Origin of the sequence: Rathayibacter sp. AY1A5 (assembly GCF_002930875.1) — a bacterium.
In the GTDB taxonomy this organism is placed as follows: Bacteria; Actinomycetota; Actinomycetes; order Actinomycetales; family Microbacteriaceae; genus Rathayibacter.
In genome coordinates this window covers 1-20,606 of sequence record NZ_PSTM01000026.1, presented here as the reverse complement: position 1 = coordinate 20,606, position 20,606 = coordinate 1, and the positions used below count along the sequence as shown (strand labels likewise).

Below are 20,606 nucleotides of genomic sequence, written 5' to 3'. Positions count from 1 at the left end.
GAGCACGCCTCCGGTGTCACGGGCGTAACGAAGCCCTCACGGCCTGCGGCGCTCGCCGAGAGGCGCGCGTCACACGCTGTTACACAGGGGCAACGGCGGGGAAACGGGCCGTCCCTACGGTGGACGTCATGACTCCTGGAGCGAACCCCGCCGCCCGGCCCCGACGCGTGCTCGTCGTCGGAGCGGGACCCGCCGCGCACCGCCTGGTCGACGCGCTCGTCGCCCGGGCAGGCGACGAGGCGCTGGAGATCACCGTCCTCGGCGAGGAGGTGCACCGTCCCTACGACCGCGTCGCACTCTCGAAGCGCCTCGACGGCGAGCACGACCTGACTCTGGGCGACGGCGCTCTGTGGGAGTCGGCGCGGCTGATCACCTCCTCCCGTGTCGTCGCGATCGATCCCGACCGCCTGCGCGTCGAGCTCGCGGACGGCCGCTCCCTCGAGGGCGACGAGATCGTCCTGGCGACGGGCTCCTCCGCCACGGTCCCGCCGATCGAGGGCGCCGAGCACGGCCGCGTCTACCGCACGCTCGAGGACGTGGACGGGCTCGTCGCCGAGCTCGCCGCGTTCCGCGCCCGGCGCGGACGCCCCGCGATCGTGGTCGTGGTCGGCGGCGGTCTGCTCGGCCTCGAGGCGGCGGGAGGCGCGCACCGGCTCGGTGCGCGCACCGCCCTCGTCCACTCCGGCCGCTGGCTGATGAGCGCGCAGCTCGACGAGGGCGCCGGGCAGGCCCTCGGCCGCATCATCTCGGCGCAGGGGATCGCGCTGCACCTCGGCAACCGGCCCACCGCGATCCTCACCTCGCCGACGGGGACGGTGCTCGGCGTCGCGCTGACCGACGGCAGCAGCATCAGCGCCGATCTCGTGGTCTTCTCCATCGGGATCACGGCGCGCGACGAGCTCGCCCGAGCGGTCGGGATCGAGGTCGCACCGCGCGGAGGCGTGGTCGTCGACGAGGCCTGCCGCACCAGCAGGGCGGGAGTCTGGGCCATCGGCGAGGTCGCCGCGATCGCCGGCCGCACGGTCGGGCTCGTCGCACCCGCCAACGCGATGGCGGAGGTGGTCGCCGACCGGATCCTCGGCGGCGACGCGACCTTCCCGGGGGTCGACGACGCCACCAAGCTCAAGCTCTCGGGCGTGGAGGTCGCCAGCTTCGGCGACGCCCTCGGCACCACGGAGGGAGCGCTCGAGGTCGTCTACGCCGATCCGGCCCGCGGTCTCTACCAGAAGGTCGTCGTCTCGGACGATGCGCGCACGCTGCTCGGCGGGATGTTCGTCGGCGACGCGGGCCCCTACTCCTCCCTCCGCCCGCTGCTGGGGCGCGAGCTGCCGGCCGAGCCCGGCGCCTACCTCGCGGCGGCGGGGGCGGAGGCGCCCTCGGGCGACCTTCCGGACGACGCCCAGGTCTGCTCGTGCAACAACGTCTCGGTCGGCGAGGTCCGCCACGCGATCGGCGAGGGGTGCACCGAGCTGGGGCCGCTCAAGGCCTGCACCCGCGCGGGCACCCAGTGCGGATCGTGCGTGCCCCTGGTGAAGAAGCTGCTCGACACGGAGCTGATCCGTGCGGGCGTCGAGGTCTCCCGCGCCCTCTGCGAGCACGTGGCGCTCAGCCGCAGCGAGCTGTTCGAGTCGGTCCGCATCCTCGGGCTGCACTCGGCCGAGCAGGTGATGGAGCGCTTCGGCTCCGGGCTGGGCTGCGACGTCTGCAAGCCGGTGATCGCCTCCGTCCTCGCCACCCAGACGAACGCCTACATCCTCGACGGCGGCCAGGCGCCGCTGCAGGACACCAACGACCGCGCCCTGGCCAACATGCAGAAGGACGGCACCTACTCCGTCGTCCCGCGGATCCCCGGGGGCGAGATCACGCCGGCGAAGCTCAAGGTGATCGCCGAGGTCGCCGAGCAGTACGGCCTCTACACGAAGATCACCGGCGGGCAGCGGATCGACATGTTCGGCGCCCGCCTCGAGCAGCTGCCCGAGATCTGGCGCCTCCTCGTCGACGCCGGCTTCGAGTCGGGTCAGGCGTACGGCAAGTCGCTGCGCACGGTCAAGTCGTGCGTCGGATCGACCTGGTGCCGCTTCGGAGTCCAGGACGCGGTCGGGATGGCGGTCTTCCTCGAGGAGCGGTACCGGGGTCTCCGCTCGCCGCACAAGTTCAAGCTCGGGGTCAGCGGCTGCGCCCGCGAGTGCGCCGAGGCGCGGGGGAAGGACATCGGCGTCATCGCGAGCGACCTCGGCTGGAACCTCTACGTCGGCGGCAACGGCGGCTACCAGCCGGCGCACGCCCAGCTGCTCGCGCAGGACCTCGACGACGAGACCCTGGTGCGCTACATCGACCGCTACGTCATGTACTACGTGCGGACGGCCGAGCGGCTCCAGCGGACCGCCCGCTGGCAGGAGGAGCTCCCCGGCGGACTCGAGCACGTGCGCGAGGTGGTCTGCGAGGACTCGCTCGGCATCGCCGCCGAGCTGGAGGCCGCCATGGCCACGCACGTCGACACCTACGTCGACGAGTGGGCGGCGACCCTCGCCGATCCCGACCGGCTCCGCCGCTTCCGCTCCTTCGTGAACGCCCCGGACACCGCGGATCCGCGCGTCGCGACCGTGCGCGAGCGCGGGCAGGTCCGGCCCGCCGGCCGGGACGAGAGACCGGACGGACCCGTGCTGGTCGCGGGGCCGAGGATCCCCGTCGGTCCGGCCGGGATCGGATCGGACTCGTGATGCAGCTCTCCCTCGACCTCGCCGGACGCCGCGTGCTCGTGATCGGCACCGCCTCCGGGACCCGCCGCGTGCTCGCCCGCTACCGAGCCGCCGGCGCACTCGTCGAGCGGCACGAGGCGGAGGACGCGCTCACCCCGGCGCCCCCGGCCCTGATCGTGTGGGTGGAGGGGCCGGCGCCGCTCCGAGCAGCGGCGGCCGAGCTCTGCCCCTGGATCGTCGACGAGGCCCCCGCGCCGACCCGGCCGGTCGGGCACGTCAGCATCGTCGGCGGCGGCCCCGGCGATCCGGATCTGATGACCCTCGCCGCCCGCCGCGCCCTCCGCGACGCGGACGTGGTGCTCTACGACCGGCTCGGTCCGCACGAGGGCCTGGCCGAGTGGGCGCCCGGCGCCGAGCTGATCGACGTCGGCAAGACGCCGGGTCATCATGCGGTGCCGCAGCACGAGATCGAGCGGCTGATGATCGAGCGGGCCCTCGCGGGTCTGGACGTCGTGCGCCTGAAGGGCGGCGATCCGTTCGTGTTCGGCCGCGGGTCGGAGGAGGTGCGCGCGTGCCGGCTCGCCGGCGTCGGCTCCACGGTCGTCCCCGGAGTGACCAGCGCGATCTCGGTGCCCGCCGCCGCCGGGATCCCGGTCACCCACCGCGAGGTCAGCAGGGCCTTCACCGTGGTCTCGGGCCATGCGCCGTTCAGCGAGCAGGAGCTCGGCCATCTGGCCGGGCTGGGCGGGACGATCGTGGTGCTGATGGGCGTGAACACCCTCCCGCACCTCGTCGCCGGGCTGCAGCGCGCCGGGATGCGCGCCGACACGCCCCTCGCGATCGTCGAGCGGGGCTGGTCGCGCGACCAGCGCACGACGGTCTCGTCGGTCGGCGGAGTGCTCGGCCTGCTCGCCGAGCTGGCACCGCGCTCGCCCGCCGTGATCGTCATCGGCGAGGTGGTCCGGCAGGCCGCGTGCCATGATGCGGGGGACCCCGAGAGCATCGCCCGAGCGGTCGATGCACTGACCGCGTGAGACCCCGAGGGGGCCGAGCATGACCGGCACCGATCCCGACGCCGCCGTGGGGTTCCGACCCGACCAGCTGGACGGCTTCCGCATCGGGGTCACCTCCGACCGCCGCTCCGAGGACCTGATCGCCGCGTTCGAGCGCCGCGGTGCCGCCGTGACGCACGCCCCCACCATCCGCATGCGCGGCGTCGACACCGAGGGCGCGCTCGAGGAGGAGACCCGCGCCATCGTCGCCGCCCGTCCCGACGTGCTCCTCGCCACCACCTCCTACGGCCTGCGGCGCTGGCTCGAGGCCGCGGACGCCGCGGGGATCGAGCTGGCCGACGCGCTGTCCTCCGCGCGGATCCTCGTCCGCGGACCCAAGGCGCGCGGAGCGATCCGTGCGGCGGGTCTCGACGACCACGGGATGAGCGAGCGCGAGACGACCACCTCCCTCGTCGACCTGGCCCTGCGCGAGGGCGTCGCCGGCCGCACGATCGCGGTGCAGCTGCACGGATTCACCGACCCGGCTCAGCTGCAGCGTCTCCGCGACGCCGGCGCCCGGGTGCTCACGGCCGCGCCCTACCGCTGGAGCGTGCACGAGGACTCCGCCCGGGTGCTGCGGCTGATCGACGCGGTCTGCGGAGGGGGCATCGACGCCGTCACCTTCACCAGCGCGCCGGCGGTGGAGGCGCTCTTCACGGTCGCGGAGGCCGCGGGCCGCCTCGACGACCTCCAGGCGGCCTTCCGCGAGACGGTGGTCGCCGCCGCCGTGGGCCCCGTGACCGCAGCACCCCTGGTCGAGGCAGGGATCCTCCCGGTCGTGCCGGACCGGTTCCGGATGGGTGCGCTCATCCGCCTGACCTGCGAGCACCTCGAGCAGGCGTCGCCCCGCATCGAGACGGCCTTCGGCACTCTCGAGCTCCGAGGCCGGCACGCCGTCCTGGCCGGGACCCGGGTGGCGCTGACCCCGGTCGCGCTTGCGCTGTTCCGGACTCTCGTCGCCGCCGAGGGAGCGACCGTCGCGCGTCACGTCCTCGCGGCCTCCGCGCCGGAGGTTCTCGACGACCACGCGGTCGACGTCGCTATCAGCCGCCTCCGTCAGGCCCTCCCCGAACCGCGGCTCGTGGCGACGGTGATCAAGCGCGGCTACCGGCTCGCGACCCCGCTCTGAGTGGCGGCGCGGTGCCACACTGAGCGCGTGGGCAGGCTGAGGGTCGTCGTCGCGCCCGACTCCTTCAAGGGGTCGGCGAGCGCGGTCGAGGTCGCGCGGGCGATCGCCGAGGGCTGGAGCGCTGCGCGCCCGGGGGACGAGATCGTCCTCGCGCCGATGGCCGACGGAGGAGAGGGCACGGTCGAGGCCTTCGCGCTCGCGGTCCCGGGGTCGCTTCGGCGGCCGGTCGTCGTCCCCGGCCCGGACGACCGGCCGGTCCGCGCCTGGTGGCTGCTGCTCCCCGACGGGACAGCCGTCGTCGAGCTCGCCTCCACGAGCGGCATCACGCTGCTCGACCCGCTCCGTCCGCTCACCGCGCACACGCGCGGCTTCGGCCGCGCGATCGCCGCCGCCCTCGACGCGGGGGCGCACGCCCTGCTGCTGGCGATCGGCGGCAGCGCCTCGACCGACGGCGGAGTCGGAGCGCTCCGCGAGCTCGGCGCACGCTTCTCCACCGCCTCCGGCCGCGACCTCGGCGAGGGAGGCGGTGCGCTGCCCGCGCTCGCCGCCGCCGACCTCCGCGCGCTGCGTCCTCTGCCGCCCGGAGGCGCGGTCGTGCTCAGCGATGTCGCGACCCCGCTGCTCGGCGACTCCGGGGCGGCCCGCGTCTTCGGTCCGCAGAAGGGGGCCGGCCCCGAGGACGTCCTCCTCCTCGAGAGCGGCCTCCGCCGTCTCGCCGCGCACCTGGACGCGAATCCCGATGCGCCGGGCTCCGGGGCGGCGGGCGGGACGGGCTTCGGGCTGCTCGCCTGGGGCGCGCGCCCGACCTCCGGCGCCGGCGCCGTCGGACGGGCGATCGGGCTCCCGACGCTCCTCGCGGGCGCGGACGTCGTCATCACGGGGGAGGGGCGCTTCGACGCGCAGTCCGCCGCCGGCAAGGTCCCCTTGCACGTCCTCGCGCTCGCCGAGGCGGCCGGGGCGCGGACGCTCCTCGTCGCCGGGGCGATCGCGGCGCCGACTCCCGGCTTCACCGCGGCGGTGTCGCTGACGGAGGCGGCGGGCTCCTCGTCCGCGGCCCTCGCGGACCCGCTCCCGCACCTGCGCGCCGTCGCCCGGGAGTGGGCCGCGCAGCTCCTCTGACCGTTCGCGGTGTCGGTGGTCGGGCGTACCGTCCGGGCATGCCCCGCGATGCGATCCGACCACCACATCTTGTGGTCGAGCCGCCGCGCGGACCCCACCGGTCGGGCATGCCGACACGCCGTGACGCGTTGTACACAGTGAACGGGATCCTTCTGTCCACACCTGTGGATGGTTCGTCCGGATCCGCGTCCTTCCGCGGTTCCACGGGCTCCGGCCTGTGGATGAACGGGGGAGGAACCGGTGGATAACTACACGGCTGTAACTACTACGTCTAGTGGGCTGACACCGGCCCGCCCCCTATATGTAGTATTGCTGAGCAGGTCGGAGCGAGAGCCCCACCGGCACCCAGAACTCACCCGGACCACCCTCCGACCCCGCCCGCATCGCGAGCCGCCGGTCGGGGAGCTGCACCGGGACACCCCCTCCGAAAGGCGACACCCATGGCTGTGACGGTCTACACCAAGCCCTCCTGCGTCCAGTGCACCGCGACGTACCGCGCCCTCGACAGCAAGGGCATCGACTACGAGGTGTTCGACCTCTCCGTGGACGAGAAGGCCCTCGAGGCCGTCAAAGCCCTCGGCTACCTCCAGGCGCCGGTCGTCATCACGGACGACGACCACTGGTCCGGCTTCCGCCCCGACAAGATCGCGACCCTCTGAGGCGCACGGACGGCGATCCGCGACGTCGTCGGCGGGCGCCGTAGCGCCGCTGCGGCCTCCTCCTCCGCCTCGCGGCTCACCGCGCAGCCGCCTCGGAGGCGGGACCGAGAACAGCAGCTGACGGGGAGAGGGGCCGGAGGATGAGCGGGCTCGTGTACTTCTCCAGCAGCTCGGGGAACACGCACCGGTTCATCGAGAAGCTCGGACGGCCGGCGCAGCGCATCCCGCTCCACGCCCGTCGCGACGGAGCCGCCCTCGACACGCTCCACGTCCACGAGCCGTACGTGCTCGTCCTCCCCACCTACGGCGGCGGCAACGGCGGAGGAGCGGTCCCCAAGCAGGTCATCCGGTTCCTCAACGATCCGTGCAACCGCTCCCTGATCCGCGGCGTCATCGGCGCCGGCAACACGAACTTCGGCGAGGCGTACTGCCTGGCCGGCGACATCATCGCCCGCAAGTGCGAGGTGCCGCACCTCTATCGATTCGAAGTATTCGGAACACCCGACGACGTCCGCGCCGTCGACGAAGGATTGGACACGTTTTGGACGCAGCAGTGATCGACGCTCCCCGCGACGCCGCACAGATGGACTACCACTCGCTCAACGCGATGCTGAACCTCTACGGCCCGAACGGAGAGATCCAGTTCGACAAGGACCGCGAGGCCGCTCGCGAGTTCTTCCTGCAGCACGTCAACCAGAACACGGTGTTCTTCCACACGCTCAAGGAGCGCCTCGACTACCTGGTCGAGAAGGAGTACTACGAGCAGGCCGTGCTCGACCAGTACTCGTTCGAGTTCATCCAGCAGCTCAACGACCTGGCGTACTCGAAGAAGTTCCGCTTCGCGACCTTCCTCGGCGCGTTCAAGTACTACACCTCGTACACGCTCAAGACGTTCGACGGGAAGCGCTACCTCGAGCGCTTCGAGGACCGCGTCGTGATGACCGCCCTCGGCCTCGCCCAGGGCGACGAGACGCTCGCGACCGCCCTCGTCGAGGAGATCGTCGCCGGCCGCTTCCAGCCCGCGACCCCGACCTTCCTCAACACAGGCAAGGCACAGCGCGGCGAGCTCGTCTCCTGCTTCCTGCTGCGCATCGAGGACAACATGGAGTCGATCGCCCGCGGCATCAACTCCGCGCTCCAGCTCTCCAAGCGCGGCGGCGGCGTCGCCCTCTCGCTCTCGAACATCCGCGAGGCCGGCGCCCCGATCAAGCAGATCGAGAACCAGTCCTCGGGCATCATCCCCGTGATGAAGCTCCTTGAGGACAGCTTCAGCTACGCCAACCAGCTCGGCGCGCGCCAGGGCGCGGGAGCGGTGTACCTCTCGGCGCACCACCCCGACATCCTCCGCTTCCTCGACACCAAGCGCGAGAACGCCGACGAGAAGATCCGCATCAAGACGCTCTCCCTCGGCGTCGTCGTGCCCGACATCACGTTCGAGCTCGCGAAGAACAACGAGGACATGTACCTCTTCTCGCCCTACGACGTCGAGCGGGTCTACGGCATCCCCTTCGGCGACATCTCCCTCTCGGAGAAGTACCGCGAGATGGTCGACGACCCGCGCATCAAGAAGACCAAGATCTCGGCGCGCGAGTTCTTCCAGACCATCGCCGAGATCCAGTTCGAGTCGGGCTACCCCTACATCGTGTTCGAGGACACGGTGAACCAGGCGAACCCGATCAAGGGCCGCATCAACATGTCCAACCTCTGCTCCGAGATCCTCCAGGTCAACACTCCGACGACCTACAACGAGGACCTCTCCTACGCGCAGATCGGCAAGGACATCTCCTGCAACCTCGGATCGCTGAACATCGCGCTGACGATGGACTCGCCCGACTTCGGCCGCACCATCGAGACCGCGATCCGCGGCCTCACCTCGGTGTCCGACCAGTCGCACATCACCTCGGTCCGCTCGATCGAGGACGGCAACGACAAGTCGCACGCCATCGGCCTCGGCCAGATGAACCTGCACGGCTACCTCGCCCGCGAGCGGATCCACTACGGATCCGAGGAGGGCATCGACTTCACCAACATCTACTTCTACTCGGTGCTGTTCCACGCCCTGCGCGCCTCCAACAACCTCTCCATCGAGCGCGGCACCACCTTCGAGGGCTTCGCCGACTCGAAGTACGCCTCGGGCGAGTTCTTCGACACCTACACCGAGAAGGAGTGGGCGCCGGCCACCGAGCGCGTCTCCCGCCTCTTCGCCGACTCGGGCATCGCGGTCCCCACCCGGGACGACTGGCGTGCGCTCAAGGCCTCGGTCATGGAGCACGGCATCTACAACCAGAACCTGCAGGCCGTCCCGCCGACCGGCTCGATCTCGTACATCAACAACTCGACGTCCTCGATCCACCCGATCGCGTCGAAGATCGAGATCCGCAAGGAGGGCAAGCTCGGCCGCGTCTACTACCCGGCGCCGTTCATGACGAACGACAACCTGGAGTACTACCAGGACGCGTACGAGATCGGCTACGAGAAGATCATCGACACCTACGCCGCCGCCACGCAGCACGTCGACCAGGGCCTCTCGCTCACGCTCTTCTTCAAGGACACGGCGACCACCCGCGACGTCAACCGCGCCCAGATCTACGCCTGGCGCAAGGGCATCAAGACGATCTACTACATCCGCATCCGTCAGCTGGCGCTCGAGGGCACCGAGCTCGACCAGTGCGTCTCGTGCATGCTCTAGAGCACGCAGCCCCACCCCCCTCCGCACGACCCATCCGCAGCAGCGAGAAGGAATCATGACTCCCCCCGAGAAGCTCAAGCTCGTCGACTCCGTCCAGGCGATCAACTGGAACCGGATCCAGGACGACAAGGACGTCGAGGTGTGGAACCGCCTCACGAGCAACTTCTGGCTGCCCGAGAAGGTCCCGCTGTCGAACGACATCCAGTCGTGGAACACGCTCACGCACCAGGAGCAGCAGCTCACCATGCGTGTGTTCACCGGGCTCACCCTGCTCGACACCGTGCAGGGCACCGTCGGCGCCGTCTCGCTCATCCCGGACGCGATCACGCCTCACGAGGAGGCCGTCTACACGAACATCGCGTTCATGGAGTCGGTCCACGCCAAGTCGTACTCCTCGGTGTTCTCGACCCTGTCGAACACCCAGGACATCGACGAGGCCTTCCGCTGGTCGATGGAGAACCCGAACCTGCAGAAGAAGGCGTCCATCGTGATGGACTACTACCGCGGCGACGACCCGCTGAAGCGGAAGGTCGCCTCCACGCTGCTGGAGTCGTTCCTCTTCTACTCGGGCTTCTACCTGCCGATGTACTGGTCCTCGCGCGCCAAGCTCACCAACACGGCCGACCTCGTGCGCCTGATCATCCGCGACGAGGCCGTGCACGGCTACTACATCGGCTACAAGTTCCAGAAGGGACTCGAGCGGGTCGACCAGGCCAAGCGCGACGAGATCAAGGACTACACGTTCTCGCTGCTCTACGAGCTCTACGACAACGAGGCGCAGTACACGCAGGACCTCTACGACCAGCTCGGCCTGACCGAGGACGTCAAGAAGTTCCTGCACTACAACGCCAACAAGGCGCTGATGAACCTCGGCTACGAGCCGATGTTCCCCAAGCAGGTCACCGATGTGAACCCCGCGATCCTGTCGGCCCTCTCGCCCAACGCGGACGAGAACCACGACTTCTTCTCGGGCTCCGGCTCCTCCTACGTGATCGGTAAGGCCGTGAACACCGAGGACGAGGACTGGGACTTCTAGGCGTCGACACCGCGTCCCGGCCTCCACGGCGAACGGCCCCTCCCCTCGCGGGTGAGGGGCCGTTCCTCGTCTTGGGCGGCGGGCGGGCGTCGGGTCGCCGCGCCCGCCGAGGCACCGCCCTGTCGCCGAGGCGCCGTCCTCCCGGCGGCGCCTCGGGCGGTTCGGCGGTGTCTCGGCGGAACTGGGCCGGAGCGGCTGTCGCGGGCGCCGTCAGAGGGCCAGGCGCATCAGCACCCGGGGGAAGCCGCCGAGCACCGAGGTCGTGTCCGCGGCCTTCTCGAAGCCGGCGCGCTCGAACAGCGAGCGCGTGCCGACGTACGCCATCGTCCGGTCGACCTCCGCACCGGCGTTGTCGACCGGGTAGCCCTCGATCGCCGGTGCCCCGTGGGCTCGGGCGAACTCGACGGCGCCCTCGAGCAGCGGATGCGAGATCCCGCGCCCGCGGAAGCCGGGCCGCACGCGCAGGCACCACACGCTCCACACGTCGAGGGCGTCCACGTGCGGGATGCGCCGGTTCGTCGCGTAGCTCGTGTCGGCCCGGGGGTGCACCGCCGCCCAGCCGACCACCTCGTCGCCGTCGTACGCGAGGACGCCGGGCGGAGGATCTTCCGCGACGAGCTCCCGCACCCGGGCGCCGCGAGCGGGACCGGCGAGAGCCCGGTTCTCGACGGAGGAGCGGAGCCGGTAGCTCAGGCACCAGCACACGCTCGCGTCGGGGCGCTTCGGGCCGACCATCGTCGTCAGGTCGTCGAAGACGGTGGCTGCGCGCACCTCGATCGTCATGGCGGCAGCCTTCCACCGTCGCGATGCGCGGACAAGCCGTTCAGAACTCAGGACGAACGACGAAGGACTCCCTCCCTGCCGCGGAATCGGGGTCGCGGCACCACGTTCGTCCGGCATCCTCGACGCCCTCCGCCGATTCACCACTCCGCCGGATGAATCGCACCAGCACCCCCTGTTGGACGGCGCCCAGGCGGGGCGCCTACCGTGGACGAGGTATCCAGCGAAGGAGCACTCCCTGTGAAGCACGTCCCCCTCGGCACCTCCGGTGTCGACTCCCCGAACGTCGTCCTCGGCCTCATGCGCATCCCCGAGATGAGCGACGAGGCGATCCGCGGCCTCGTCGGCGCCGCCCGCGACTCCGGCATCGACTTCTTCGACCATGCCGACGTGTACGGCGGCGAGCTGCACCGCTGCGAGGAGCGCTTCGCCGAGGCGATGGCGCTGACCCCGTCGGAGCGCGAGCAGGTCGTCCTGCAGACCAAAGCGGGCATCGTCCCGGACGGCCCCTACTTCGACTTCTCGTACGAGCACCTGATGGCCTCGGTCGAGGGCTCGCTGAAGGCGCTGCGCACCGACTACGTCGACGTGCTGCTCCTGCATCGGCCCGACGCGCTCGTCGAGCCCGATGAGGTGGCCCGCGCGTTCGACGAGCTGCACGCGTCCGGCAAGGTGAAGCACTTCGGCGTCTCGAACCAGACGCCGTACCAGATCGAGCTGCTGAAGAAGTCGCTGAACCAGCCGATCGTGGCGAACCAGCTGCAGCTCTCGATCACCCATGCGCCGCTGATCGCGCAGGGTGTCGCCTCCAACATGGTCGGCGAGGACCAGTCCGTCATGCGCGACGCCGGCATCCTCGACTACTGCCGCCTGAACGACATCACCGTGCAGGCCTGGTCGCCCTTCCAGGCGGGGTTCTTCACCGGCGTCTTCCTCGACAACCCGGCCTACGCCGAGCTGAACGCCGTCATCGACCGGCTCGCAGCGACCTACGAGGTCCCGGCGATCGCCGTGGCCACCGCCTGGATCACCCGCCACCCGGCGGGCATGCAGGTCGTGCTCGGCACGACCAACGAGCAGCGCGTGCGCGATGCGGCCCTCGGCTCCGATCTGCCGCTCACGCGGCCGGAGTGGTATGAGCTGTTCCGCGCGGCGGGCTACCTCGTCCCCTAGAGCTCCCACCCCGGAGGAAATGCGCGTCGGCGCAGAGAGGCACGGACTCCCCGGAGTCCGTGTCTCTTCCCGTCCCCGCGAGACGCCGGTCGGAATGCCCGCCGCGGTGTGCCGTGGACCGAAGCGGCATCTCGCGGGGGAGGGCTGGGAATAGGAACGGCACCCCTGCGTTGAACTTGAGCGTAACCGACTCAACTTCCTCAGGAGGACAGGTGCCCGACAACTACAGCGAGGCCGGAGCGAGCTCGTTCGACGACTTCCTCGCCCGCTACCTCGACGGTGAGCGCGCCCGCGCGGCGCGGTCGATCGACCTCAGCCGATTCCTCACCGCCCGTACCCGCGACATCCTGCAGTCCGCAGGACGCTTCGCCCTCGAGCGCGGCCAGACCGAGCTCGACGCCCTGCACGTGCTCCGCGTGCTCATCGACGACGAGACCGTCTCGCAGGCCGTGCGCCGCATCGGCGTCGACCCCGCCACCATCGCCACCGCCGCGGAGGCGCGCCTCCCGCAGGCCGACGAGGCCCACGCCTCGCAGAACGCGGCCACCATCACCCCCAGCGCGCAGCGCGCGCTGTTCCACGCCTACCAGGTCGCCCGCTCCAGCGGTTCGACCTACATCGAGCCCGAGCACCTCTTCTTCGCGCTCGTGCTCGGCCAGGACGCCCCCGCCGGGCAGGTCCTCGCCCGCGCCGGCGTCACCGCCGAGGCCCTCACCCAGGGCATGCGCGAGACCGAGGCCCCGCAGCAGCAGGAGGCGGGACAGCCCGCCTCCGACACTCCGATGCTCGACAAGTTCGGCACCGACCTCACCGCTCTCGCCCGCGAGGGCCGGCTCGACCCGGTCATCGGGCGCGCCGACGAGATCGAGCAGACCGTCGAGATCCTCAGCCGCCGCACCAAGAACAACCCGGTGCTCGTCGGCGAGGCCGGCGTCGGCAAGACCGCGATCGTCGAGGGCCTCGCCCGCGCGATCGTGGCGGAGGAGGTCCCCGAGCAGCTGCGCGGCAAGCGCGTGATCTCGCTCGACCTCCCCGGCATGCTGGCAGGCACCCGCTACCGCGGCGACTTCGAGGAGCGCCTCACCGGCACCATGGACGAGATCGCGGCGCACTCCGGCGAGCTGATCGTCTTCATCGACGAGGTCCACACCGTGGTCGGTGCGGGCGGCGGCGGCGAGGGCGGCATGGACGCGGGCAACATCCTCAAGCCGCGTCTGGCCCGAGGCGAGCTGCACCTCGTCGGCGCCACCACGCTCAAGGAGTACCGCACCATCGAGAAGGACCCGGCACTGGAGCGGCGCTTCCAGCCGGTCCGCGTCGGCGAGCCCGGCATCGAGGACGCGGTCGCCATCCTGCACGGCCTGCGCCCCGCCTACGAGGAGCACCACCGCGTGCGCTTCACGGACGAGGCCCTGCGCGCCTCCGTCGAGCTCTCGGCCCGGTACCTCACCGACCGCGTGCTGCCCGACAAGGCGATCGATCTGATCGACCAGGCCGGCGCGCGCCTCCGCCTCCGCCTCGGAGCCGGCGTCGACACCGGAGCTCTGCTCGAGCGTCTGGCGACCCTGGAGGCCGACAAGAACGCGGCCGTCTCGGCCGAGCACTACGAGGAGGCGTCCCGCGTCCGCGACGAGATCAGCGCCGTGCAGGCGGAGCTCGACGCGGCCACCGGCAGCGCCCCCGCGGAGGCGGTCGTCGGCGAGACCGAGATCGCGGCCGTCATCGCCCGCGCCACCGGCATCCCGGTGTCGCGGCTCACGGAGGGGGAGCGCGAGCGCCTCGCGCACCTCGAGACCGAGCTGCACCAGCGGGTCATCGGCCAGGACGACGCGGTCACCGCGGTCGCCCGGGCCGTCCGCCGCAGCCGCACAGGCCTCGGCGACTCCTCGCGCCCGGTCGGCTCGTTCCTCTTCCTCGGTCCGACCGGTGTCGGCAAGACGGAGCTGGCGCGCACCCTCGCGGGCTCCCTCTTCGCCGATGAGCAGTCGGTCATCCGCTTCGACATGAGCGAGTTCGGCGAGCGTCACACGGTCTCGCGGCTGGTCGGCGCCCCTCCCGGGTACGTCGGCTACGACGAGGCCGGTCAGCTGACCGAGCGCGTGCGCCGGAACCCGTACTCGGTGGTCCTGTTCGACGAGATCGAGAAGGCGCACCCCGACGTGTTCAACCTGCTGCTGCAGGTACTCGACGACGGGCGTCTGACCGACGGCCAGGGGCGGACGGTCGACTTCCGCAACACGGTGATCATCATGACCTCGAACCTCGGCTCGGAGTTCCTGGCCTCGCGGTCGGGTGCGCTCGGCTTCGTCGCTCAGAGCGACGCGTCGGCCGAGGGCTTCGCCTCGGAGAAGGACCTGCGCGATCGCGTCATGGGCCGTCTCCGCGAGGCGATGCGCCCCGAGTTCCTCAACCGGATCGACGAGATCGTCCTGTTCCGCCGCCTCGGCCGCGAGCAGCTGCGGGAGATCGTCGGCATCGTCCTCGACACCACGCGCTCCCGCCTCGCTCCCCGCGAGGTGACGCTCGAGGTGACGGAGGCGGCCGTCGACTGGCTCGCCGAGAACGGCTACGAGCCGCAGTACGGCGCCCGGCCCCTGCGCCGGCTCGTCCAGCGCTCCATCGACGACCGGATCGCCGACCTGTTCGTCAGCGGCGAGGTCTCCGACGGAGGCGCTGTCCGCGTCGACGCCGTCGGCGGCGAGCTGCTGGTGACCTCGGCCGCCGCCCTCCCGCTGGCCGCGTAGCCGGTCCCGCTCCGACCCCCGTCCCTCCTCCGCCTCCCGCGAGACACCGCTCGTGACGACGGCACCGTCCGTCATCGTGAGCGGCGCCCGCGGAGGGGGAGGGGCGGGGGTCTTCGCGTCCCCACGGCTTGCCACAGCGGTCCGGGCGGGATAGACACGAGAGCACGAGAACCGGAGGCACGATGTCGAACCCGCGCTACTACGACCCCGTGGGCAAGGCGGTCCGGGCGCTGCTCGTGCTGAGCCTCGTCTGCTTCGCCCTGGCGGTGGGCATGTTCGCCCTCGACATCGTCATGCCCGGCACCATGACGGACGAGCGACGGCCCTGGGCCGAGGCCAGCGGGGCGCTCGCCTCGTTCGGCGTGCTGGCCCTCATCGTCTACTTCGCGACCGTCGCGATCGTCGGCGCGATCCGGGGGCGCGGGCAGTAGCCCCGGCTCCGACGCCGTCGTCCGACAGGAACGCGTCCGGCCCGCGGGATCCGAGGATCCTCGCGGGCCGGACGCGTTCTCGCGAGCCGTCGGGCGCCGGTCAGGGGCACTTCTTCGCGGTGATCGTCACCTTCAGCGTGGCGTCCGGAGCGACGGGGGAGCCGCCGGCCGGCTCCTGCCCGGTGACCTGGCCGGCATCGGGCGCCTTCGGGTCCTCGGCGCAGGCGAGCGTGATCTTCGTGAAGCCGGCGGCGCCGAAGGCGTTCTTCGCGGCCTCCAGGTCCTGGCCCGTCACGTTCGGCACGGTCTTCTGGTTGCCGGAGCTGGTGAACACGGTGATCGCGGTGCCGCGCGGGGCCGAGCCCGACGGGGCGGCGCGGGTGACCGTCCCGACCGCGGCGTCGCTCGCCTCCGTGCCGCCCTGCACGACGCCGAAGCCGGCCGCCTCGAGCTTGGCCTCGGCGTCGGCGGAGGAGAGCCCGACGACATCCGGGATGTCCACCTTCGGGACGACCTGCAGCGAGCCGTCGGCCTCCGGGAAGTCCGTCCCGCCGTACGTCGCGTCGGCGGCGCGCATGACGACCGGCCAGATGCGGTGGCGCGCGGTGGCGGCGGATCCGGAGTCGAAGGAGTAGCGGCCGAGGCGCAGGTTCGCGTCGCCCTTCACGTTGAACACGCCGACGGCGGTCGCGACGCGGGTGCTCGCTCCGGTCATCCAGGTGGCCTTCGCGTCGTCGGTGGTGCCGGTCTTGCCGATCAGCGGAACGCCGTCGCCGGTGCGGGAGGCCACGGCCGTCCCGCCGCCGGTGAAGGTCGCCTGCAGCGCGACGGCCGCGGTGGCGGCGACGTTGCGGTCGATCGACTGGCGGCAGTTCGCCGGGGGCACCGGCTGGTCGGCTCCGGCGGAGTCGGTGATGCGGTCGATCGCGACGGGGTCGCAGGTCGTGCCGCCGGAGGCGATGGTGGCGAAGGCGCCGGCCATCGAGAGGGGCGAGACGTAGTTCGTGCCGAGCACCGACGACGGGTTGTGCTCGAGCTCCTCGCCGCTGCCCTGCTTCACGCCCATGTCGACCGCGGTGTCGCGGATGCCGCACAGGTCGAGCTCACGGGCCATGCCGACGAAGCCGGTGTTGAGGGAGGTCTTCGTGAAGGACACCGGGGTGCCGACCTCGCCGGTGCCGCCCTCGTCGTTCTTCGCGCTCGTCTCGTTGCTCGTGTCGGTGCCGCCGGAGACGCAGGAGTCCGTGAAGGTGCCCCAGGTGGACTTGCGCGTCCCGTCGACCGACTCGTTGATGCTGTGGCCCTCCTTCAGCCACTCCACCAGGGTGAAGAGCTTGTAGGTCGAGCCCGGCTGGATCCCGGAGGATCCGCCGTTGGCCCGATCGGTGCTGTAGTTCACGGCGCTGTAGGACGGGTCGGTCGTGAGAACGTCCGGATCCTGCGAGTACTTCTTGTTCTGCGTCATCGCGAGCACGCGCCCGGATCCGACCTCGACGCTGACCGAGACGGCTCCGACGTCGAAGTTCCAGGTCTGCGGGACCTGCGCGTCGACGGCGGCGACGGCCGCGTCCTGCAGGCCGACGTCGAGCGTCGTGTAGACGTCGAGGCCGCCGCGGCGGAAGTTCGTCCAGCGGGTGTCCTCGTCGGCGCCGAAGATCTCGTTGTTCTTCAGGACGTTGGTGACGTAGTCGCAGAAGAAGCCCGCGTTGCCCGCGGTCGAGCAGCCGGTGCTGGGCTGGGTGATGCGGGGCTCGATCGGAGTGGCGACGGCGGCGTCGTGGTCCTCCTGCGAGATCTTCCCCTCCTCGAGCATCTTGCCGATGATGTAGTCGCGGCGGTCCTTGTTGCGGGCGTAGCCGTTCGCGGCGCCGTTGTCCGGGTTGTCGGGCTGGTCGATCCGCAGGACGGCCGGGTTGTTGACGATCGCGATGAGGCTCGCGGCCTGGGCGATCGAGAGGTCCGCGGCCGAGGTCGCGTAGTAGTAGTTCGCGGCGGTCTCGAGGCCGTAGGTGGTGCCTCCGAAGAACGCGATGTTGAGGTAGCCCTGGAGGATCTGGTCCTTCGTGTACTGCTTCTCGAGCCCGATGGCGAGCTTCATCTCGCGGAGCTTGCGCTCGGGGGAGGTCCGGGTGGCCTCGTCGATCGCGGCCGCGCGCTCGGCGTCGTCCGAGATGTTGCGGACGGCCTTCTCGACGAGGACGTTCTTCACGTACTGCTGGGTGATCGAGGATCCGCCCTGCACGTCGTTGCCGAGCACGTAGGTCTGCGCGACGGCGCGGAGGGTGCCGGGGAGGTCGACTCCGCCGTGGTCGTAGAAGCGGGGGTCCTCACCCGAGACGGCGGCGTCCTTGGCGGCCTGGGCGATGCGGTCGAGCGGCACCTCGACGCGGTTCTCGACGTAGAAGGAGGCGAGCAGCTGCGGGCCGTCGGAGCCGGTCGCGTAGATGTTGCTCTTCTCGGAGAGCTTGTCGACCTCGAGGTAGTCGGGCAGGCCGTCGAAGACGCCGATCGACTGGTTCGCGGCGACTCCGGCGAGCGCCACGGCCGGGGTGACGGTGGCGGTCACGAGGACTCCGGCCACGACGCTCATGCCCAGGAAGCCCACGATCGCCTTGACCACACCACCGGTGGTCCTTCTGTCGGACGCCAAACCTTCTCCTTCGCGAATCCCCCCGGATGCTGCGACGACCGCGGCCGACGCCCTGCACGCTCCGTGCGGCAGGTCAACCTCGACAGACTAACCCGAGAGCCCCCGAAGACGAAGGCCCGGCCAGAGGCCTGAAAAGACCCTGACCGCCACCCGGGGGGACGGCGTTCCCTAGGCTGTCGGCATGGCGAGCCCCTCCTCCGACCCCCGACCGGCCGACGCGACGACCCCGGAGGCCGCTCGGGTCGCGCCCCCGCAGGCCGTCCCCGCACCGCCCACGGGCGCCCTCTCGTACGCTCTCGGCTTCCTCGCGTTCATCGGGATCCCGTTCCTCAGCCTCATCGTGGGCGGCATCGTCATGGCGTCCGTGTACCCGTCCGCCCGGAGGAAGGGCGGCCTCGCCGCCGAGAACGCGCGGAACGCGGCGAACTGGGGCCTGACGGTGATCCTGATCGGGGTCGTGACGCTCGGCGCGCACGTCGTGCTGCTCTTCGCCGCCTCCGACACCCCGCTCGCGAAGGACTTCTATCCGATCGGCATCCCGATCACGCTGTTCGCCGTGCTCTGGCTGGTGCACTTCGTGCTGATCATCTGCGGACTGGTGAAGGCGAACCAGCGCGAGGTGTTCCGTCCGCGCATCGCGATCCCGTTCCTCCGCCCGCCCGCGGCCTGAGCTCAGGCGCCGACGGGCCAGAGGTAGTCGAGCCCCGGCGGCGTCCCGGGGAACAGCGGGCCGTAGTGGTCCTCGTCCTTGGCCACGAGCTTCGAGCGGTGCGAGAGGTGCAGCCGCTCGTCGCCGAACCACGGCGGGAGCGGGTAGTCGCCGGTCAGGTAGGCGGCGAGATCCTCCGGGGCGGCGGCGAGGGCCTCCTCGGTCTTCACGAGGCACGTGTCGGCGAAGCCGCGCTCCGTCCACTCCGCGCAGGTCTCGCGCTGGTAGGTCATCAGCGCCGGCCGGTAGCCCCGCCACATCCGCGTGACGGGGTGGTTCTGCCAGCCGTACCCCGGAACGGTCAGCGCCCGCATGACCTGCAGCGTCTCGACGCGCTGCTTGCCGAGCCGCTTGCCGTCGAGGGCGCGGACGCTGCGGTGGAAGTCGGGGTAGGGGAGGAAGGTCTGCACGCCTCCCAGTCAACAGCGGCCCGTCTCCCTCCGGCCACCCTCCCGTCACGCCGATGTCGCCTGGCGTGCGTAGCGTCCGGGGCATGACCGGACTCCCCCTCCTCGCCACCGACGACGTGCAGCTGCGCTGGGCGCGGCCCGAGGTCCTCGACTCCGCCCGCCACCGGATGCTGCGCCTGCTCACCCTCGCCGAGCGCCTGCGCTACGAGGCGACGAGTCGGCGCGAGGTCCGGGACGGGTTCCTCCTCGGCCGGGTCCTCGTGCGCGAGCTGGCCGCCGAGACGCTCGGGATCGATCCCCTCGAGGTCGCCGTGGACGCGCGCTGCGAGCGCTGCTCCGGACCGCACGGCCGCCCGGTGCTCCGCGGCGAGCACCCGGCGCTGGAGCGGATGCGGATCAGCATCGCGCACTGCGACGGCGCGGTGGTCGCGGCGCTGGCGACCGGACGCGACATCGGGATCGACGCGGTGCGCGCCCGCACCGTCCGCGACCGCGTGGCCTCCGGGGCGACGACGGCGGAGCAGGTGCTCGCCGATCTGCGCTCGCAGGCGGTCGCGAAGGCCGACGGGCGCGGGACCTCGAGCGACGAGCCCGTCCGCTTCCGCACCAGGGAGGGTGCGACCGAGGCCTGGATCGAGGGCTCGAGCCGCTACTTCGCCGTCTCGGAGCCGACGGTCCACTCCGCGCTCGTCGTGGCGGTCGCGGTCGCTCAGGAGTGACCGCGGGGCGCGGTCCCCGGCCGTTGCGCTGGTCCGCGCCTAGGCGAACAGCGACAGCGTGATCGTCGAGCGGTAGGAGCCGGCCTCGACGTCCGGCTCGGCCAGCAGCCGCAGCTCGGCGTCGGCGCTCCAGGTGCCGGCCCCGCCGGCGGCTCCGAGCAGCAGCGCGTCGCGCAGGCCCGCGCCGCCCTCGAGGGAGGAGGCGACCGGATCGCCCGCGACGGCGCCGGTGCCGGTGATCAGGCGCGGGGTCCAGCCGAGGTGGTCGGCTCCGATCGAGGCGCTCGGGCCGGTGAGGGCGCTCGCCGAGGCGAGGACGTACCAGTCGTTCTGCGCGCCGACGCGCGAGTCGGTGACGGTGACCGTGGGGAGCCCGCCCGTGAACCGGCGCTGGAGGGCGGTGGAGCCCGACTCGGCGAGGTCGACGGCGTCGGCGGCGACGGAGAGCGAGAGGGAGCCGGGCTCCGCCGGAGGGGTGATGTCGACGTCGACGTCCACTCCGTCGAGGTCGTGGAGCAGGGGCGGCGTGCGGACCGGGTCCTCGCCAAGAACGGCGGCACCGCTCCGATCGACGTCGCGATGGCCTCGGCCTACGGCTCGAAGACGG

General features: G+C 71.5%; 17 protein-coding genes. 13 read left to right on the top strand and 4 right to left on the bottom strand.

The window, feature by feature from the left end; genetic code table 11:
- Window positions 1-128: 128 nt before the first annotated feature.
- The 8 genes from nirB (at window position 129) to nrdF (ending at window position 10,383) form a co-directional block, all read left to right on the top strand.
- Window positions 129-2,720 carry a nitrite reductase large subunit NirB gene (nirB, locus tag C5B98_RS14790; protein ID WP_104328006.1) on the top strand — a complete coding sequence of 864 codons (2,592 nt, stop codon included), beginning with the start codon at window positions 129-131 and terminating at the stop codon, window positions 2,718-2,720.
- Window positions 2,720-3,733 carry a uroporphyrinogen-III C-methyltransferase gene (gene cobA, locus C5B98_RS14785; RefSeq protein ID WP_104227191.1) on the top strand — a complete coding sequence of 338 codons (1,014 nt, stop codon included), beginning with the start codon at window positions 2,720-2,722 and terminating at the stop codon, window positions 3,731-3,733. Before nirB ends, cobA begins: the two co-directional genes overlap by 1 nt.
- Window positions 3,734-3,752: 19 nt before the next feature.
- Entirely contained in the window at window positions 3,753-4,880 is a 1,128-nt protein-coding gene (locus C5B98_RS14780) for a uroporphyrinogen-III synthase (protein WP_104327999.1), read from the top strand.
- Between the two features lie 36 nt (window positions 4,881-4,916).
- Window positions 4,917-5,999: a glycerate kinase gene (locus tag C5B98_RS14775; RefSeq protein WP_104328005.1), complete on the top strand. Its 1,083-nt coding sequence runs from the start codon at window positions 4,917-4,919 to the stop codon at window positions 5,997-5,999.
- 440 nt (window positions 6,000-6,439) lie between these two features.
- On the top strand, window positions 6,440-6,658 hold the full coding sequence (nrdH, locus tag C5B98_RS14770) for a glutaredoxin-like protein NrdH (RefSeq protein WP_068255139.1): 219 nt from the start codon (window positions 6,440-6,442) through the stop codon (window positions 6,656-6,658).
- Window positions 6,659-6,798: 140 nt separating this feature from the next.
- Complete coding sequence (gene nrdI, locus C5B98_RS14765; RefSeq protein WP_104224357.1) at window positions 6,799-7,215, top strand: class Ib ribonucleoside-diphosphate reductase assembly flavoprotein NrdI; 417 nt, start codon at window positions 6,799-6,801, stop codon at window positions 7,213-7,215.
- A 26-nt stretch (window positions 7,216-7,241) separates the two neighbouring features.
- Window positions 7,242-9,347 carry a class 1b ribonucleoside-diphosphate reductase subunit alpha gene (nrdE, locus tag C5B98_RS14760; RefSeq protein ID WP_104250945.1) on the top strand — a complete coding sequence of 702 codons (2,106 nt, stop codon included), beginning with the start codon at window positions 7,242-7,244 and terminating at the stop codon, window positions 9,345-9,347.
- A 55-nt stretch (window positions 9,348-9,402) separates the two neighbouring features.
- Entirely contained in the window at window positions 9,403-10,383 is a 981-nt protein-coding gene (gene nrdF / locus C5B98_RS14755; protein WP_104224358.1) for a class 1b ribonucleoside-diphosphate reductase subunit beta, read from the top strand.
- 210 nt (window positions 10,384-10,593) lie between these two features.
- Here the strand turns inward: nrdF and C5B98_RS14750 are convergent, their stop codons facing one another.
- Window positions 10,594-11,166 (bottom strand): GNAT family N-acetyltransferase, encoded by a 573-nt coding sequence (locus tag C5B98_RS14750; protein ID WP_104327998.1) that lies wholly within the window; start codon window positions 11,164-11,166, stop codon window positions 10,594-10,596.
- Between the two features lie 237 nt (window positions 11,167-11,403).
- Here C5B98_RS14750 and C5B98_RS14745 point away from each other — a divergent pair, with 237 nt between their 5' ends.
- The 3 genes from C5B98_RS14745 (at window position 11,404) to C5B98_RS14735 (ending at window position 15,511) form a co-directional block, all read left to right on the top strand.
- The gene (locus tag C5B98_RS14745) at window positions 11,404-12,336 is read left to right on the top strand and encodes an aldo/keto reductase family oxidoreductase (protein WP_258063526.1); all 933 of its coding nucleotides are present in this window, start codon (window positions 11,404-11,406) and stop codon (window positions 12,334-12,336) included.
- Window positions 12,337-12,548: 212 nt separating this feature from the next.
- On the top strand, window positions 12,549-15,080 hold the full coding sequence (locus C5B98_RS14740) for an ATP-dependent Clp protease ATP-binding subunit (RefSeq protein WP_104327997.1): 2,532 nt from the start codon (window positions 12,549-12,551) through the stop codon (window positions 15,078-15,080).
- 182 nt (window positions 15,081-15,262) lie between these two features.
- On the top strand, window positions 15,263-15,511 hold the full coding sequence (locus C5B98_RS14735; RefSeq protein WP_104224361.1) for a hypothetical protein: 249 nt from the start codon (window positions 15,263-15,265) through the stop codon (window positions 15,509-15,511).
- Window positions 15,512-15,611: 100 nt separating this feature from the next.
- On the opposite strand, the gene C5B98_RS14730 is transcribed toward C5B98_RS14735, so the two are convergent.
- Complete coding sequence (locus C5B98_RS14730) at window positions 15,612-18,161, bottom strand: transglycosylase domain-containing protein (RefSeq protein WP_258060041.1); 2,550 nt, start codon at window positions 18,159-18,161, stop codon at window positions 15,612-15,614.
- 181 nt (window positions 18,162-18,342) lie between these two features.
- Here C5B98_RS14730 and C5B98_RS14725 point away from each other — a divergent pair, with 181 nt between their 5' ends.
- Window positions 18,343-18,831 (top strand): DUF4870 domain-containing protein, encoded by a 489-nt coding sequence (locus C5B98_RS14725; protein ID WP_104296125.1) that lies wholly within the window; start codon window positions 18,343-18,345, stop codon window positions 18,829-18,831.
- 2 nt (window positions 18,832-18,833) lie between these two features.
- Here the strand turns inward: C5B98_RS14725 and C5B98_RS14720 are convergent, their stop codons facing one another.
- Window positions 18,834-19,280 carry an MSMEG_6728 family protein gene (locus C5B98_RS14720; RefSeq protein ID WP_104224363.1) on the bottom strand — a complete coding sequence of 149 codons (447 nt, stop codon included), beginning with the start codon at window positions 19,278-19,280 and terminating at the stop codon, window positions 18,834-18,836.
- A gap of 83 nt (window positions 19,281-19,363) precedes the next feature.
- Between C5B98_RS14720 and C5B98_RS14715 the strand changes: the two genes are divergently transcribed.
- Window positions 19,364-19,999 (top strand): 4'-phosphopantetheinyl transferase superfamily protein, encoded by a 636-nt coding sequence (locus C5B98_RS14715; protein WP_104224364.1) that lies wholly within the window; start codon window positions 19,364-19,366, stop codon window positions 19,997-19,999.
- 39 nt (window positions 20,000-20,038) lie between these two features.
- Here C5B98_RS14715 and C5B98_RS14710 read toward each other — a convergent pair whose 3' ends face one another.
- Window positions 20,039-20,497, bottom strand: a complete 459-nt coding sequence (locus tag C5B98_RS14710) for a hypothetical protein (protein ID WP_104327996.1) — start codon at window positions 20,495-20,497, stop codon at window positions 20,039-20,041.
- Window positions 20,498-20,606 lie beyond the last annotated feature (109 nt).

Excerpts from the sequence above, each read along its gene's own strand:
- nirB (WP_104328006.1), top strand. The coding sequence starts at position 129 with ATGACTCCTGGAGCGAACCCCGCCGCCCGGCCCCGACGCGTGCTCGTC.
- nrdF (WP_104224358.1), top strand. The coding sequence starts at position 9,403 with ATGACTCCCCCCGAGAAGCTCAAGCTCGTCGACTCCGTCCAGGCGATC.
- nrdE (WP_104250945.1), top strand. The coding sequence starts at position 7,242 with ATGGACTACCACTCGCTCAACGCGATGCTGAACCTCTACGGCCCGAAC.
- C5B98_RS14735 (WP_104224361.1), top strand. The coding sequence starts at position 15,263 with ATGTCGAACCCGCGCTACTACGACCCCGTGGGCAAGGCGGTCCGGGCG.
- nrdI (WP_104224357.1), top strand. The coding sequence starts at position 6,799 with ATGAGCGGGCTCGTGTACTTCTCCAGCAGCTCGGGGAACACGCACCGG.
- nrdH (WP_068255139.1), top strand. The coding sequence starts at position 6,440 with ATGGCTGTGACGGTCTACACCAAGCCCTCCTGCGTCCAGTGCACCGCG.
- C5B98_RS14750 (WP_104327998.1), bottom strand. The coding sequence starts at position 11,166 with ATGACGATCGAGGTGCGCGCAGCCACCGTCTTCGACGACCTGACGACG.
- cobA (WP_104227191.1), top strand. The coding sequence starts at position 2,720 with ATGCAGCTCTCCCTCGACCTCGCCGGACGCCGCGTGCTCGTGATCGGC.
- C5B98_RS14725 (WP_104296125.1), top strand. The coding sequence starts at position 18,343 with ATGGCGAGCCCCTCCTCCGACCCCCGACCGGCCGACGCGACGACCCCG.
- C5B98_RS14780 (WP_104327999.1), top strand. The coding sequence starts at position 3,753 with ATGACCGGCACCGATCCCGACGCCGCCGTGGGGTTCCGACCCGACCAG.
- C5B98_RS14715 (WP_104224364.1), top strand. The coding sequence starts at position 19,364 with ATGACCGGACTCCCCCTCCTCGCCACCGACGACGTGCAGCTGCGCTGG.